This is a genomic window from Amphritea sp. GJ51-11 (assembly GCF_055808735.1).
In genome coordinates, this window is sequence record NZ_CM147881.1 from 3,755,197 (window position 1) to 3,769,519 (window position 14,323).

The window sequence follows — 14,323 nt, forward strand, 5'->3', positions numbered from 1 at the left end:
GACGGGGTATTCAATGCCAACAGAACACCTGCACATTAGTAATATAAAGCACAAGAGACTCTTAAGATGAACCTGATGAATAGGCTAGCAAGGAATTCATAAAGACGGATAACGAGGCGGGTACACAGGCACAAGACCATCGCGATAAAAACACAGGAAGGAACTGAAATAGCTGAACAGGGAAACAACAAGTACTGAGGGTTTTACAAACAATACCGATGCTTGGCAGCCCGGTAAAAAATCAAAAAAAGGAGCGCATCAGCGCTCCTTTTTTATCAGCTTAGAAGTCTTACTTCTTAGCAGCCATCTGTGCCTTGATCAGGTCACCGATAGTAGTAGGTCCAGCCGTTTCAACCGGTGCATCAGCAACCGCTTTGATTGCCGCTTTCTCATCTGCCTGATCTTTCGCTTTAATAGACAGAGTGATTGAACGGTTACGACGATCCAAGTTAACGATCTTCGCTTCAACTTCTTCGCCTACTTTCAGGACAGTAGAAGCATCTTCGATGCGATCGATGCTGATGTCAGACACTTTCAGGTAACCTTCGATGCCTTCAGCCAGCTCGATGTTAGCGCCTTTAGCGTCTACAGACTTAACAATACCTTTAACGATAGTGTTTTTGTCATTGGCAGCAGCGTACTCAGAGAAAGGATCGCTTTCCAGTTGCTTGATACCCAGAGAGATACGCTCTTTCTCAGCATCAATAGACAGGATAACGGCTTCAACTTCTTCGCCTTTCTTGTATTCGCGCAGTGCAGTTTCACTATCCGCATCCCAAGAGATGTCAGACATATGAACCAGACCGTCAAGATCATTTTCCAGACCAACGAAGATACCGAAGTCTGTAATAGTCTTGATAGTACCAGTCACTTTATCGCCAGCAGCGAACTGCTCAGCAAAAGTAGACCATGGGTTAGGGATGCACTGTTTCATACCTAGAGAGATACGACGACGCTTCTCATCAACATCCAGAACCATAACTTCAACTTCGTCGTTCACTTGAACAACTTTAGAAGGATGGATGTTTTTGTTTGTCCAAGACATTTCAGAAACGTGGATCAAACCTTCAACGCCATCTTCAATAGAAGCAAAGCAACCGTAGTCAGTCAGGTTAGTCACACGTGCAGGAACTTTAGTTCCAGCAGGGAAACGAGCCAGGATAGAAGACCAAGGATCTTCGTTCAGCTGTTTCAGGCCTAGAGACAGACGGTTAGTTTCTTTATCAAACTTGATGATCTGAACAGTGATCTCATCACCCGGAGTCAGCATATCGCTAGGGTGAGAAATACGCTTCCAAGCCATGTCAGTGATGTGCAGCAGGCCGTCAACACCACCCAGATCTACGAATGCACCGTAGTTGGTCAGGTTCTTAACGTAACCCTTAACTTGCTGACCTTCTTCCAGAGTAGCCAGCAGCTCATCACGTTGAGCGCTGTTAGCTTCTTGAAGAACAGCACGACGAGATACAACGATGTTGTCGCGCTTCTGATCCAGCTTGATCAGTTTAAATTCCAGCTCTTGACCCATCAGGTGGTCAACGTTTTTAACTGGACGAACATCTACCAGTGAACCTGGCAGGAAGCCGTTGATCTTGTTAACGGTAACGGTGAAGCCACCTTTAACAGTACCACTGATGAAACCTTTAACCGTTTCTTCAGCTTCGAATGCAGTTTCCAGAACGCCCCAAGACTCAGCGCGTTTAGCTTTTTCACGAGACAGACGTGTTTCACCGGAACCATCTTCAACGCTTTCCAGTGTAACCTTAACCATGTCACCCACTTGAACTTCAAGTTCTTGGGCATCATTAAGGAACTGGCTGCGGGCAATAACAGCCTCAGATTTCAGGCCAGCATTTACGGTAACCCAGTCACTATCGATGTCGATAACTTCACCCATAACGAGGGTGCCTGGCACCATAGCAACGAGTTCAAGGGATTCTTCAAATAAGTCAGCAAAGCTTTCGGTCATGCTTTTTCCTATACAGCAAATCCGTAGGTAAACAGGATTCACAGGGGGTCAACCTGTATTGTCAGTTGATACAGGGCAGTTTAATTATCTTGTTAGGTTGCACAGACTGACTAAAAAACAACCAAACAAGAGAGGTAGGGGCGGTATTATACAGATAACTTCTGCAATAAGAAAGCAGGTAGGTGATTGCAATAGTGCTGCCGCTGTCATCATCGCACACAAAAACCACACAGGCCTGCATTTCGATAAACAAAAAAAGAGCCCTCGATCATGGCTCTTTCTACTTAGGCTTTATCTTCTGTCTTGAGCTTAGGTACGACTCAGCAGACTCAACTCAGCGGCTAGTCCGGTTCATCGGATGAATCCGTAGACGGCTTCACGATCACTTCCAGAGAATCCACCCGTTGATAGCCCCGCGGCAGTTTATTACCTCGGCGGCCACGCTCACCACGGTAATGCTCCAAATCAGACGGTTTCATTTTCAGATGCTGACGACCAGAGTTCACCTGCAGAGTATCCTGCTCAGACAGCGTCACCATCGCAATCAGTAACTCCTCCCTCGCAGCGGCTCTGGCAGATGGAATGTTGATAATTTTATTACCCTTGCCACGACCTAACTCAGGCAGGTCTTTTACTGGGAACACCAGCATCCGACCTTCGTTTGTCACCGCCACCAGCAGATCACTATCTTTGCTAGACAAGGCCATCGGCGGCATCCCTTTCGCGCCTTTCGGCAATGTCAGGGCCGCTTTACCGGTACGGGTTTTACTAGTCATATCGGCAATCTTGGTGACAAAGCCATAACCGGCATCCGATGCCAGCAGCACCGCATCATCATCCTTACCCGCAATCGCGCCATCTATCGTCGCCCCTTTTGGAAGCGTTAGCTTACCGGTCACCGGCTCGCCCTGTCCTCGTGCAGATGGCAGCGTATGCGCTTCCAACGAATAGGCACGCCCGGTACTGTCGAGTAGAATAATCGGTTGATTCATCCGCCCTAAGCAAGCCAGCTTAAAGCCATCACCGGATTTATAGCTTAACCCTTCAGGATCGATATCATGCCCTTTCGCAGAACGAATCCAGCCCTGCTTGGAGATCACCGCCGTAATTGGGTCGGCCGTCAGCAGCGCTTTCTCATCCATGATTTTCGCTTCTTCACGGGCCACGATCGGAGAACGACGATCATCACCATACTCTTTCGCATCAGCCTTCAGCTCATCACGAATCAATTTACGCATCAGCTTTTCAGAACCCAAAATCTCTTCTAGGTAGTTGCGCTCTTCGGTGAGCTCATCAATCTCCCCGCGAATTTTAATCTCTTCTAGCTTGGCTAACTGGCGCAGACGAATTTCGAGAATAGCCTCGGCCTGCGTCGCGGTAATGCCAAAGCGTTCGATCATCACCAGTTTAGGCTTCTCTTCGGTGCGGATAATCTCAATCACTTCGTCGATATTGAGATAGGCCACCATTAAGCCTTCAAGAATATGTAATCGGGCCAGCACCTTGTCCAAGCGAAACTGCAAACGGCGGCGTACGGTTTCTGTGCGGTACACCAACCATTCAGACAGGATCTCCTTGAGGTTTTTCACCTTCGGGCGACCGTCGATGCCGATCATATTCATATTGACGCGGTAGGTACGCTCTAGGTCAGTACTAGCAAACAGGTGCGCCATCAACTGCTCAACATCGATGCGATTTGAGCGGGGTACGATTACCAAACGAGTCGGGTTTTCATGATCCGACTCATCCCGCAAATCAGACACCATTGGCAGCTTTTTCTGCTGCATCTGCTGGGCGATCTGCTCCAACACTTTTGCCCCAGACACCTGATAAGGCAGCGCAGTAATCACAATATCGCCCTGCTCTCGACTATAGACTGCACGCGCTCTGAGACTACCTTTACCGGCCTCATACATCTTCTGCAGTTCTTTGCGAGGAGTGATCAGTTCAGCATCGGTGGGCATATCCGGGCCGGGAATAATTTCGCATAACTCATCGATGCTCATACTCGGCTTCGATAGCAGCTTGATACAGGCTTGCGTGACTTCGCGAAGATTATGGGGCGGAATGTCGGTCGCCATGCCCACCGCGATACCGGTGGTACCGTTTAACAAGATATTCGGCAGCCGAGCCGGCAAGGTCAATGGCTCATCAATGGTACCATCAAAGTTTGGCCCCCACTCGACGGTGCCCTGCGCTACCTCTTTAAGCAACACCTCGGCGTATTTCGCCAATTTAGACTCGGTATAACGCATCGCCGCGAAGGATTTCGGATCATCCGGTGAGCCCCAGTTACCCTGACCATCGATCAGCGGGTAGCGATAGGAGAATGGCTGCGCCATCAACACCATCGCTTCATAGCAGGCGCTGTCGCCGTGTGGGTGGAATTTACCCAACACATCACCCACGGTACGGGCCGACTTTTTGTACTTAGCGGTTGATTTCAACCCGAGTTCAGACATCGCATAGACAATGCGTCGCTGCACCGGTTTCAGGCCGTCGCCGATATTTGGCAGCGCCCGATCAAGGATGACGTACATGGAATAATCCAGATACGCCTTCTCGGTATATTCTTTCAGTGACAGGCGTTCAATGCCTTGATCAATATGTACTGTTCCGCTCATTTCTTATCCCGGCGCTCATCAAACTCAACTATTGCTTCAGCGTACGCATCAATATAATCACGAGGTCACTAAACCCCGACATTATACGTCTGCCAGATTACCCTTGCTCTCCAACCACTCTTTACGGTCCGGGGAACGTTTCTTCGCCAGCAGCATATCCATCACTTCATTGGTACCATCGCCCGGCTCGATGGTCAGTTGAACCAAACGACGGGTATCACGGGACATGGTGGTTTCACGCAGTTGCAATGGGTTCATCTCACCCAAACCCTTGAAGCGCTGCACGCCGATCTTGGCATTTTTGCGCTCCTTCTTAATCCGCTCAACGATACTGTCTTTTTCGTTATCATCGAGGGCATAGAAGACATCTTTCGCCACATCGATACGATACAGTGGTGGCATCGCCACATAGACATGACCAGCGGCCACCAGCGGTTTAAAGTGACGCACAAACAGCGCACACAATAGCGTGGCGATGTGCAATCCATCGGAGTCCGCATCGGCAAGGATACAAATTTTGCCATAACGTAAACCGTCAAAATTATCGGTGCCGGGCTCTACGCCAATGGCGATGGAGATATGGTTAACCTCCTGAGACGCCAACACATCATGATGATCGACTTCCCAAGTATTAAGGATCTTACCCCGTAGTGGCATCACCGCTTGGTATTCACGATCCCGCGCTTGCTTGGCAGAACCACCTGCCGAATCCCCTTCCACTAAGAAGAGTTCTCCTTGCATCGCATCGTTACCGGTGCAGTCTGCCAGCTTACCCGGCAGCGCAGGCCCTGAGGTGACTTTCTTACGGATGACTTTCTTATTTGAACGCAACCGCTTCTGCGCATTGCTGATCACCAATTCGGCGATCTTTTCGCCGTCTTCAACATGACGGTTAAGCCACAGGCTGAAGGCATCTTTCACCGCGCTGGAAACAAAGGCCGCGATTTCTCGGGACGACAGACGCTCTTTGGTTTGCCCGGAGAACTGTGGGTCCTGCATTTTCACTGAGAGGATATAGCAACAACGTTCCCAAATATCTTCGGCAGAGATCTTAACGCCACGGGGCAATAAATTACGGAATTCACAAAACTCCCGCATCGCTTCCAGCAGTCCGGTACGCAAACCGTTCACATGGGTGCCGCCCTGTGCCGTCGGAATCAAGTTAACGTAGCTCTCGCCGGTCAGTTCACCACCTTCCGGCAGCCACTGAAGTGCCACATCTAAGCCGTCGCGTTCACCTTGAAAAGACACCGTAAACGGTTCTTCCGGCAGAGTATCAAATACCTGAGTGGTACCTTTAAGGTAATCCACCAAACCATCTTCGTAATACCACTCATCTTTTTCTTTGGTGCTACCTGAAGCGTCGGTAAAGGTCACCCGCAAACCGGAACAAAGTACCGCTTTTGCGCGCAGCATATGCCGTAGTTTAGTCAGATGATATTTAGGCGTATCGAAATATTGAGGATCGGCGAGAAAGCGAACTTCGGTGCCGGTATTACGCTGCCCACAACTATCGATAATTTCAAGATCAGATACTTTTTCGCCGTCGGCATAGGTCATACGATAAACATTACCGCCGCGACGAATGGTGACTTCTAAGAGTTTCGATAGGGCATTAACCACCGAGACCCCCACGCCGTGCAAACCACCGGAGTAGTTGTAGTTTTCATTGGAAAACTTACCCCCAGCATGCAACCGAGTCAAAATCAGTTCAACACCGCTGACGCCCTCTTCGGGGTGGATATCCACCGGCATGCCCCGACCATTATCTTTAACACTAATGGCGCCATCTTTATGCAGGGTAACATCCATCTGGGTCGCATGACCGGCCAGTGCTTCATCCACACTGTTATCGATCACTTCCTGGGCCAGATGGTTGGGGCGATCGGTCTCAGTATACATACCTGGACGACGACGCACCGGGTCCAGCCCACTCAGTACTTCAATTGCATCAGAGTTATAGGTATTACTCATCGGAAGTTTCAGTCCTTATTTGCTCGGCGGTCAGATCAGTGATCGCTGGCAACTCAATCCGGCCTTCGGCAAATGCCAGAATCGCCGGAATAACAGATTCAAATTGGTCAAAACCATGACTGCCACCCGTCTGAACCAACATGGGTGACGCCTTAAATTTACTCACCGCTTCGCGATAATCGAGCGTTTCATCGCCGGTTTGGGTCAGCAGTAGATAGCGGGATGGATCTTGCAAATTGTCGCAGTTAATCGCTAGCAACTGCTCTAGATGCTCTCCGGTTAGCTCATATTTTTCATCGCTATAATAGTTGCCCTGCTCACCCAGCATCTCCGCCAATAGTTCAAACGGACGTACCGCTGGATTAATCAACACCGCCCGCAGGCCATATTTTTCGACCAACCAGGTGCTGTAATAGCCCCCCAGCGAGCTGCCCACCAGCACAATGGTGCGTTCAGAATGATTTTCGATGAGTTGCTCAAGCAGCGCGATGGCCGCAGCAGGCCAATGGGGCAGCGCAGGCACTATGACCTCATCCCCACGCCCGGCCGCCATCATCCAGTCGACAAAAAAACGCGCTTTAAAAGAGTCCGGCGAGCTGTTGAAACCGTGAATATAGATAAACAGTGGTTGGGCCATTAATAACCTTTACTCTCTGCTATAAACTTTATCTGTATATATATACATGCTTTCAGTAAATTACCGGAGAGCGCTGAGTGTTGCAACCTTAACAGGCGACTCTTTTGACCGAGGTCGTTATCCGGCCATCAGGATAAAGCTGCAATAATCGATAGCCCGGCAACTCTAGCACCGGGGAATCCTCGAGGGTCATTTGCCGACATCGCGCCTTAAACTGCACCGAACTCGCGGGAGTCATCAACACACGAACCCCCTGATATAAGTGATCACCCGGTTGGTGAACATGGCCATGAATGACACCTTTGACCTGTTGATGCGAGGCCAGAATACGCCAAAAGGCACCGGCATTCGCCAGCATGATACTATCTTGCCATTCGCTATCGACCGGTAGTGGGTTGTGATGCAACCCGATCAGGCAATGATAATCCTTATACAGCTGCAGTTGCTGCTCCAGAAAACTCAACTCCAGTGACGCTAAACATCCACCACCCTGACCGTCTGGCTCAGAAGTACTATCGAGCAGAATAATCGCCCATCCCTGCTTAACAAGCGTCCGCTGATTCAGTTTGCCACCCAGCTGTCGCATCAGATCAGCATCATCATGATTACCGGGAATCCAATAGCTCGGCAACGGCAATGCAGCAAGCCGTTCATTTAAACGGTGATAACCCTTCTGCGCACCGTGATGGACTAAATCACCGGTCCATAGGATTAACTCAGCTGCGGGGGTTTGAGCCAACAGATCATCGACCACACAATCGAGCTGCTGCTCGACATCCCGGCCTCGGTAATCTTGCCTTGGATCATTTTGCAGATGACAATCAGTAATCTGCGCAACAGTGATCGGGTTCATGAAAAGCTATACGCCGCTTCAGTGGCTTGCCCATGACTGAGACAATGGCTCAGCCATTCACCAAGATACTGATTCAGCTGCGCTTTCTCATCTTTTTGATGCATCTGATCATTCGGGTAACTATAAACGCCACGAAAGTGACGCTTACTTTTCAGGCAGATAACTTCCGCTGCACGGGCATCATGATACATCCTCACGATCAGACTCGGAGCTTCCAGCCAATGGTGATCGAAGCTCTGCGAGACCAAGACCGTGGTCGTATAGGTAAAACGTTCCTCAACCTGCAGGCGAACAGTGCTCTGCTGTTGATGACAATGAACATCGAACGCACGCTCATCGCGCTGCTCGATATCCGGCATCAACCGCATTAGACGCAGATAGTTGGCCTCACAATCGGCCATCTGCTTAACCAGATCAGGAATATAACGTTTTTTCATTTTCGACAGCTCTTAAATCTACAGCGTTTAAAATTTAAGTTTTACTCTTCACCGCTCATGCACAGTCATCATTTAGCTTCTAGGGGTGGCAGATAACCCCAGCCTTGCAGCAGCGTTTGCCGGTTCAATTGTAGCCATTGTACCGCAATGATGGTGGCGGCATTATCGATCACGCCGCTGGCTACCAATTCACAAACCTCAGCAAAGGGTAGCACATGCACTCGAATATCTTCGCCTTCCTCAGCAAGCCCATGTACGCCACCGACGATCGTGCTATCCACGCGGGCACAGAGTAGATCAACATATTCGTCACATCCCCCAGCGCTAGGCAAATAACGGGTAATCGATACAATATTATCAATATAGGCGCCGGCTTCCTCTTGCGACTCACGCAGAGCGACATCCTTCGGCGTTTCACCCGGCTCAACAATACCCGCCACCAGTTCTAACAACCACGGGCTATCAGCTTTACCCAACGCGCCAACACGAAACTGCTCCACCAGCACCACGGCATCATGATCGGGATCAAACAACAACACACAGACAGCATTTCCGCGCTGAAACTGCTCCCGCACAATCTCAATCTCTCCACCTTCAAAAAGCGCATGACGGATAGTTAAGCGACGGATTTTAAAAAAGCCATCACAGGTACGCTCCTGCGCAATGATGGCTGCATCCGCAGCGGTAAAGGTAGGTTGCCAGTTAGCCATCGCTAAGCTCCCAGTTAAGTGCTAAATGTTACGTTTGAGTGGAATGCTAGGCTGAGGACCGAACACTGGCACGACTCAACTCAGCGCCAACAGTGTGTATCGAGCCTTAATAAGGCTTGGGGCTAGAGCACCTCAGTGCATCAACAATGCAGCCATGATAAACAGTGCGCCAATATACCATGACTGGTCAGGCACTCTGAACAGGAGTTATAATGTTGAGCAATATCGATATTCTATTTAGTACTATCAACCATTCAATACAAGGTCTGTCTCGATTTAATGCCATCACCCCAACGCTTAGCAACATTACGTCATTATTTTCCGCTGACTCGCTGGTTAAGCGACTATCAACGGAGCGACTTCATTAGTGACCTTATCGCCGGGATGGTCGTCGGGGTACTACTGATCCCTCAAGGCATGGCTTATGCTTTTCTGGCCGGCCTACCGCCGCAATACGGTTTATATGCGGCGATTATTCCGTTGCTAATCTATGCCCTACTCGGCTCAAGCCGAAGTTTAGCGGTCGGACCCGTGGCTATCGCCTCATTAATGGTCGGTTCCACTATTGCCGATGCCACCGCTAGCGGTCTGGGTGATCCGGTATCGATCGCTATCAATCTATCACTCTTGGTTGGTACGATTCTTATCTGTTTACGGATTCTGCAATTGGGATCGATTGTGAACTTTATGAGTCACTCGGTCATCTCAGGTTTTACCAGTGCTGCCGCCCTATTAATCGGCGTTAGTCAGCTACGCCACCTGACCGGCCTAGCGATCCCCAACGACGGCTTCATCACCGACTCCTTAGGCTTTCTACTACAACACCTCAGCAGCATCAACGGCATCACCCTATTGCTGGGTTTACTCGGTTTATTGGTACTATGGTTTTGCAAAGCAAAGCTGGCCGGCATCCTCAGTCGATCGCCGTTGCCAGACTGGCTGATCCAACCACTCTGTCGTGCCGGGCCAATGTTTGCCATGATCATCAGCATCCTATTCGTTGCCAGCTCCGGCTTGGCTCAACACGACCAGATCGCCATTATCGGCAAAATACCGCAGGGACTCCCCGTTATTGGACTGATCAGTATCGATCTACAGCTTTGGCAACAGCTGTTAACCCCTGCCATATTGATCGCCCTGATTGGCTTTCTCGAAAGTGTTTCCGTGGGTACCACACTCGCCAGCCGTGAACGGGAAAGGATCGACCCCAATAAAGAGCTCGTCGCACTCGGTGCAGCCAACCTAGGAGCGGCTTTTAGTGGCACCTACCCGGTTGCCGGCGGTTTTGGTCGTTCAATGGTGAACTTCGCCTCAGGGGCGCGTACCACAATCGCTTCAATCATAGCGGCACTGATGGTGGCGATAACGGTTAGTTTTTTAACGCCGCTGTTTTATTACTTACCCAAAGCCATTCTGGGAGCCGTTATCATTATGGCGGTTCTACCATTGATCGATATCCACGCCTTTCGTGCTAGCTGGACGTTCAATAAAGCCGATGCACTCACCATGTTCAGCACCTTTATCGCCGTACTCACACTGGGGGTTGAGCTTGGTATTCTCTGCGGTATCGGGATCTCTTTCCTATTGTTCATCTACCGTAGTAGCCAACCCCATATCGCCGTTGTCGGCCGTGTTGGCAACAGTCAGCATTTCCGTAATGTTGCCCGCCACGAAGTAACCACTGATAAACATATACTAGCGATTCGTGTGGATGAAAGTCTCTATTTTGCCAACACCCGCTTTGTGGAAGACTTTATTCGGGCACAGTGCGCCACGCAACGAGAGGTCGAACATGTCATTATGATCTGTAATGCGGTTAACTTTATCGATGCCAGCGCTCTAGAAAGTTTAGAAAACCTAACCCTGCAACTCGCTTCAGAGGGTGTCACCTTGCACCTCGCCGAGGTCAAAGGCCCGATTATGGACCGCTTACAACAAACCACCTTTCTACAACAACTCAGTCCTGGGCAGGTGTTTTTTACCGCGGATGAAGCCATGTGTGCACTGACAAAAACGACCGCCGAGGGACAGCCGAGTAAGGGTCAACTCAGTTAGGACGTATTTTTCGCCGTTGAGAGATAAACAGATAACTACCCTCACGCTTTTTAGCTTCTTTCTTAGCCTGCGCGGCCAACTCAGCGACTTCATGATAACTGACGCAGCAGTAGGGGTCGGGATGCACTACACCACAGGAAAGACTAAGTACCGGGTAGAAGGTTGAATCACCGTTACGACTAGCCGCCCAAATTCCTCCCTGCTCTAAATCTTTTGGGTTATAAAACTCCCGAATGGCTTGATCAAACTCCTGCAAAATCAACTCACAGCAGGCCTGCCAATCGTCCGTGCGAAACACGACCACGAAGTCATCACCGCCCACATGACCGGTAAAATTTTCGCCGTTCGCATGGCGAGTCAATAGCTCACCGAGGAGCTGAATAAGGCGATCCCCCTTCACATAGCCATAGCTATCATTGAATGGTTTAAAGAAATTGATATCAAAATAGGCAACACGGAAGTTTTCCGTCTGTTTTAGTAGCCCATCAATCTCTCGGTTGATCGGTACATTACCCGGCATTAGGGTTAACGGGTTAGCATAGCGGGCATTGCGAATTTTCAATTCAGTGATATTTTTCAACAGATCCCGAACATTACCAATACCCTGATAATGACCATCCTTGGTAATCACCAACCCCTGATGCAGATACACCGCATCCTGCTCGGTGATTAACCGCGACACCTGCTCTAGACTGGTGTCCGATTCAATAATAATCGCCTTGCTATCCAGAATTCGAGTAACCGGACGGTTTTCATATAAAGCGCGACCGTACTGGGTGGAAAACAGTTCTAGCAGGTCAGAACGATGAACAGTCCCGATCGGACGCCCCTCTTCCAAAACCGCCAAAATATCATACAGGGGATTATCGCTAAACAGCTGAGCGGTATATCCCATTTGATCATCAAAACTAAGTGCAGGCGCTGGGTGAATCAGCACCGCAGCGGTCTCGGCCATATCTTTTTCACTGCCCGCACGGCGTTTACGGGGTAGCCATTCTTCGCTATCGCACTCCATTTTCGGCTGCTGTGTGGGCATCCCAAGATAAAAACCTTGCCCGATTGTTGCCCCTAACTCTTTTAGGGTGACTAGCTCTGAGCGGGTTTCTACCCCCTCAACAATCACCTTCGAGCCAACCCCATTGGCAATGCTACAGATCGATTTCACAAACTGTCGCTTAATCGGCTCGCGGTCGACATTGTGGATAAAATGACGATCAATTTTGACATAATCTGGCTGCAGTTCAGACCAGAGCTTCAACCCTGAGTAGCCCGTGCCGAGATCATCCACCGCGACTTTAAAACCCATCTGTTTATAATAGTTAATCGCGTCCAGCGTTAGCCCGTAATTATCAAACGGATGCTGCTCGGATATCTCAATAACGATGGAATCTAATGGGATATTAAGGGATTTAAGCCACTCAGCAGTTAAACCCTTGCGGTGTTCTGGCGTCCCCAACAGAGAAGCACTGACATTCAGAAACAGCTTACCTTCCAACTCTTGGCGCGCATAGGCTTCCAGTGAAAGCCGACGACACAGCAACTCTAGCCGATGCTCCAAGCCACATGCCATGGCGGTGCTAAACAAGACCAAGGGTGAATGCAGCTCACTATTTTCCGGCCCCCGAATCAGCGCTTCATGGCCCAGTACTTCGCCCCGACGTAGATCCACGATGGGTTGAAAATGAGGATATAACTGTTCCGTTTCAATCAGTTCCTGAAGCTGGGCATAACGGTCGGGTATAATCTGCGAAACGGTCATATTCAAAGTGTCGGCAATGGCGGCTAGTTCCGACAGCTTATTAAGCGCAGGTGACAGTAAGATGACAAGCGGAGCTTTTACGCCAGCGGGAAGCACACTTGCTAGGTGCTAGGCGGGCCTCCCGCCATCAGAACACCCCGTTCAAAGCGTCCGCTACTCGCCTAAAGAAAAGCTCCGGAGCATCTGAATCTCCTCAGTCCAGATAGTCTCATCTATTGTTTCTAAAACTAGCGGAATACCTTGAAAGCGCTCATCAGACATAATAAAACGAAACACTTCCAAGCCTATTTCACCCATCCCCAAACTATGGTGGCGGTCTTTATGGCTATCGAAAGCCGCTTTTGAATCATTCAGATGCATGCCTTTGAGATACTCAAAACCGACAATACGAGAAAATTCAGCAAAGGTGTGCTCGCAATCCGCCCGGTCACGCAGATCGTAACCCGAAGCAAAGGTATGGCAGGTATCAAGACAAACACCCACTCGGCTTTTATCTTCAACCCGGTCGATAATATGCGCCAGATGCTCGAAACGACAACCTAGGTTACTCCCCTGCCCGGCGGTGTTTTCAATGACAGCGGTCACACCGGTTGTTTTATCCAGCGCTAGGTTGATCGACTCGGCAATAGTATTCAGGCAGGTCTCTTCATCCACCTTACGCAGATGACTGCCCGGGTGAAAATTCAGATAACACAACCCCAGTTGCGCGCAACGTTGCAGCTCATCAATAAAAGCGGCCCTCGACTTGGCCAACGGTTCGGCTTCAGGATGACCTAAATTAATCAGATAACTGTCATGGGGCAGAATCTGCTCTGTTTTAAAACCTAACCGTTCACAATTATCACGAAACGCTTTGATACTGGCGGCGGTAAGCGGTTTCGCCTCCCAGCGACGCTGATTTTTAGTGAACAGAGCAAAGGCATTCGCCCCCAATTTGGCCGCATTCAGCGGAGCATTTTCAACACCGCCGCTGGCACTGACATGAGCGCCGACATAATACATCGCTAACACCTTACAGAGTTTATTAAATGGCCGTTAAACGGCAGAGGCAACGTTTAAATAGGCTCAATAGTACGCAACCGGTATCCCCGATTGCGCCGAGACATTGATGGTTACAGCTTGCAGCCGCCGCCGAGGCAATCATCAAAATCCATGCTTTCCAGTTCGGCACGTTCCGCTTGTGCGGCTTTAACACGACTAAACATCAGGGCTTCAGCACTACCATCATCACTAATACCGGCTTTCTCAAATACAGTAACCAGTGTGTTTAGTTCGTCTAGGGTAAAATCATTCATCGTTTTGCTC

General features: G+C 49.7%; 11 protein-coding genes. 1 reads left to right on the plus strand and 10 read right to left on the minus strand.

Annotated elements, in window-relative coordinates; translation table 11 throughout:
- Nucleotides 1-289: 289 nt before the first annotated feature.
- The 7 genes from rpsA to AC0L4K_RS16915 all read right to left on the minus strand — a co-directional run bounded on the left by rpsA (nt 290) and on the right by AC0L4K_RS16915 (nt 9,204).
- Nucleotides 290-1,969 (minus strand): 30S ribosomal protein S1, encoded by a 1,680-nt coding sequence (rpsA, locus tag AC0L4K_RS16885; protein ID WP_215953921.1) that lies wholly within the window; start codon nt 1,967-1,969, stop codon nt 290-292.
- A 341-nt stretch (nt 1,970-2,310) separates the two neighbouring features.
- Nucleotides 2,311-4,593 carry a DNA topoisomerase IV subunit A gene (parC, locus tag AC0L4K_RS16890; RefSeq protein WP_473267295.1) on the minus strand — a complete coding sequence of 761 codons (2,283 nt, stop codon included), beginning with the start codon at nt 4,591-4,593 and terminating at the stop codon, nt 2,311-2,313.
- Between the two features lie 81 nt (nt 4,594-4,674).
- Nucleotides 4,675-6,567: a DNA topoisomerase IV subunit B gene (gene parE, locus AC0L4K_RS16895; RefSeq protein WP_417223508.1), complete on the minus strand. Its 1,893-nt coding sequence runs from the start codon at nt 6,565-6,567 to the stop codon at nt 4,675-4,677.
- Nucleotides 6,560-7,204 (minus strand): YqiA/YcfP family alpha/beta fold hydrolase, encoded by a 645-nt coding sequence (locus AC0L4K_RS16900; protein ID WP_417223505.1) that lies wholly within the window; start codon nt 7,202-7,204, stop codon nt 6,560-6,562. Before AC0L4K_RS16900 ends, parE begins: the two co-directional genes overlap by 8 nt.
- 88 nt (nt 7,205-7,292) lie before the next feature.
- Nucleotides 7,293-8,057, minus strand: a complete 765-nt coding sequence (locus AC0L4K_RS16905) for a metallophosphoesterase (protein WP_473267297.1) — start codon at nt 8,055-8,057, stop codon at nt 7,293-7,295.
- Nucleotides 8,054-8,494: a DUF1249 domain-containing protein gene (locus AC0L4K_RS16910; RefSeq protein WP_417223500.1), complete on the minus strand. Its 441-nt coding sequence runs from the start codon at nt 8,492-8,494 to the stop codon at nt 8,054-8,056. The genes AC0L4K_RS16905 and AC0L4K_RS16910 overlap by 4 nt, the downstream gene beginning before the upstream one ends.
- 68 nt (nt 8,495-8,562) lie before the next feature.
- Nucleotides 8,563-9,204: an NUDIX domain-containing protein gene (locus AC0L4K_RS16915; protein WP_417223498.1), complete on the minus strand. Its 642-nt coding sequence runs from the start codon at nt 9,202-9,204 to the stop codon at nt 8,563-8,565.
- Nucleotides 9,205-9,483: 279 nt separating this feature from the next.
- Here AC0L4K_RS16915 and AC0L4K_RS16920 point away from each other — a divergent pair, with 279 nt between their 5' ends.
- On the plus strand, nt 9,484-11,259 hold the full coding sequence (locus tag AC0L4K_RS16920; protein ID WP_473267299.1) for a SulP family inorganic anion transporter: 1,776 nt from the start codon (nt 9,484-9,486) through the stop codon (nt 11,257-11,259).
- Here the strand turns inward: AC0L4K_RS16920 and AC0L4K_RS16925 are convergent.
- The 3 genes from AC0L4K_RS16925 to AC0L4K_RS16935 form a co-directional block, all read right to left on the minus strand.
- Entirely contained in the window at nt 11,252-13,018 is a 1,767-nt protein-coding gene (locus AC0L4K_RS16925; protein WP_473267300.1) for an EAL domain-containing protein, read from the minus strand. The two genes, AC0L4K_RS16920 and AC0L4K_RS16925, sit on opposite strands and share 8 nt — an antisense overlap.
- 153 nt (nt 13,019-13,171) lie before the next feature.
- Complete coding sequence (gene nfo / locus AC0L4K_RS16930; RefSeq protein WP_473267302.1) at nt 13,172-14,020, minus strand: deoxyribonuclease IV; 849 nt, start codon at nt 14,018-14,020, stop codon at nt 13,172-13,174.
- A gap of 110 nt (nt 14,021-14,130) precedes the next feature.
- Nucleotides 14,131-14,313 (minus strand): hypothetical protein, encoded by a 183-nt coding sequence (locus AC0L4K_RS16935; protein ID WP_417223489.1) that lies wholly within the window; start codon nt 14,311-14,313, stop codon nt 14,131-14,133.
- Nucleotides 14,314-14,323: the final 10 nt, after the last annotated feature.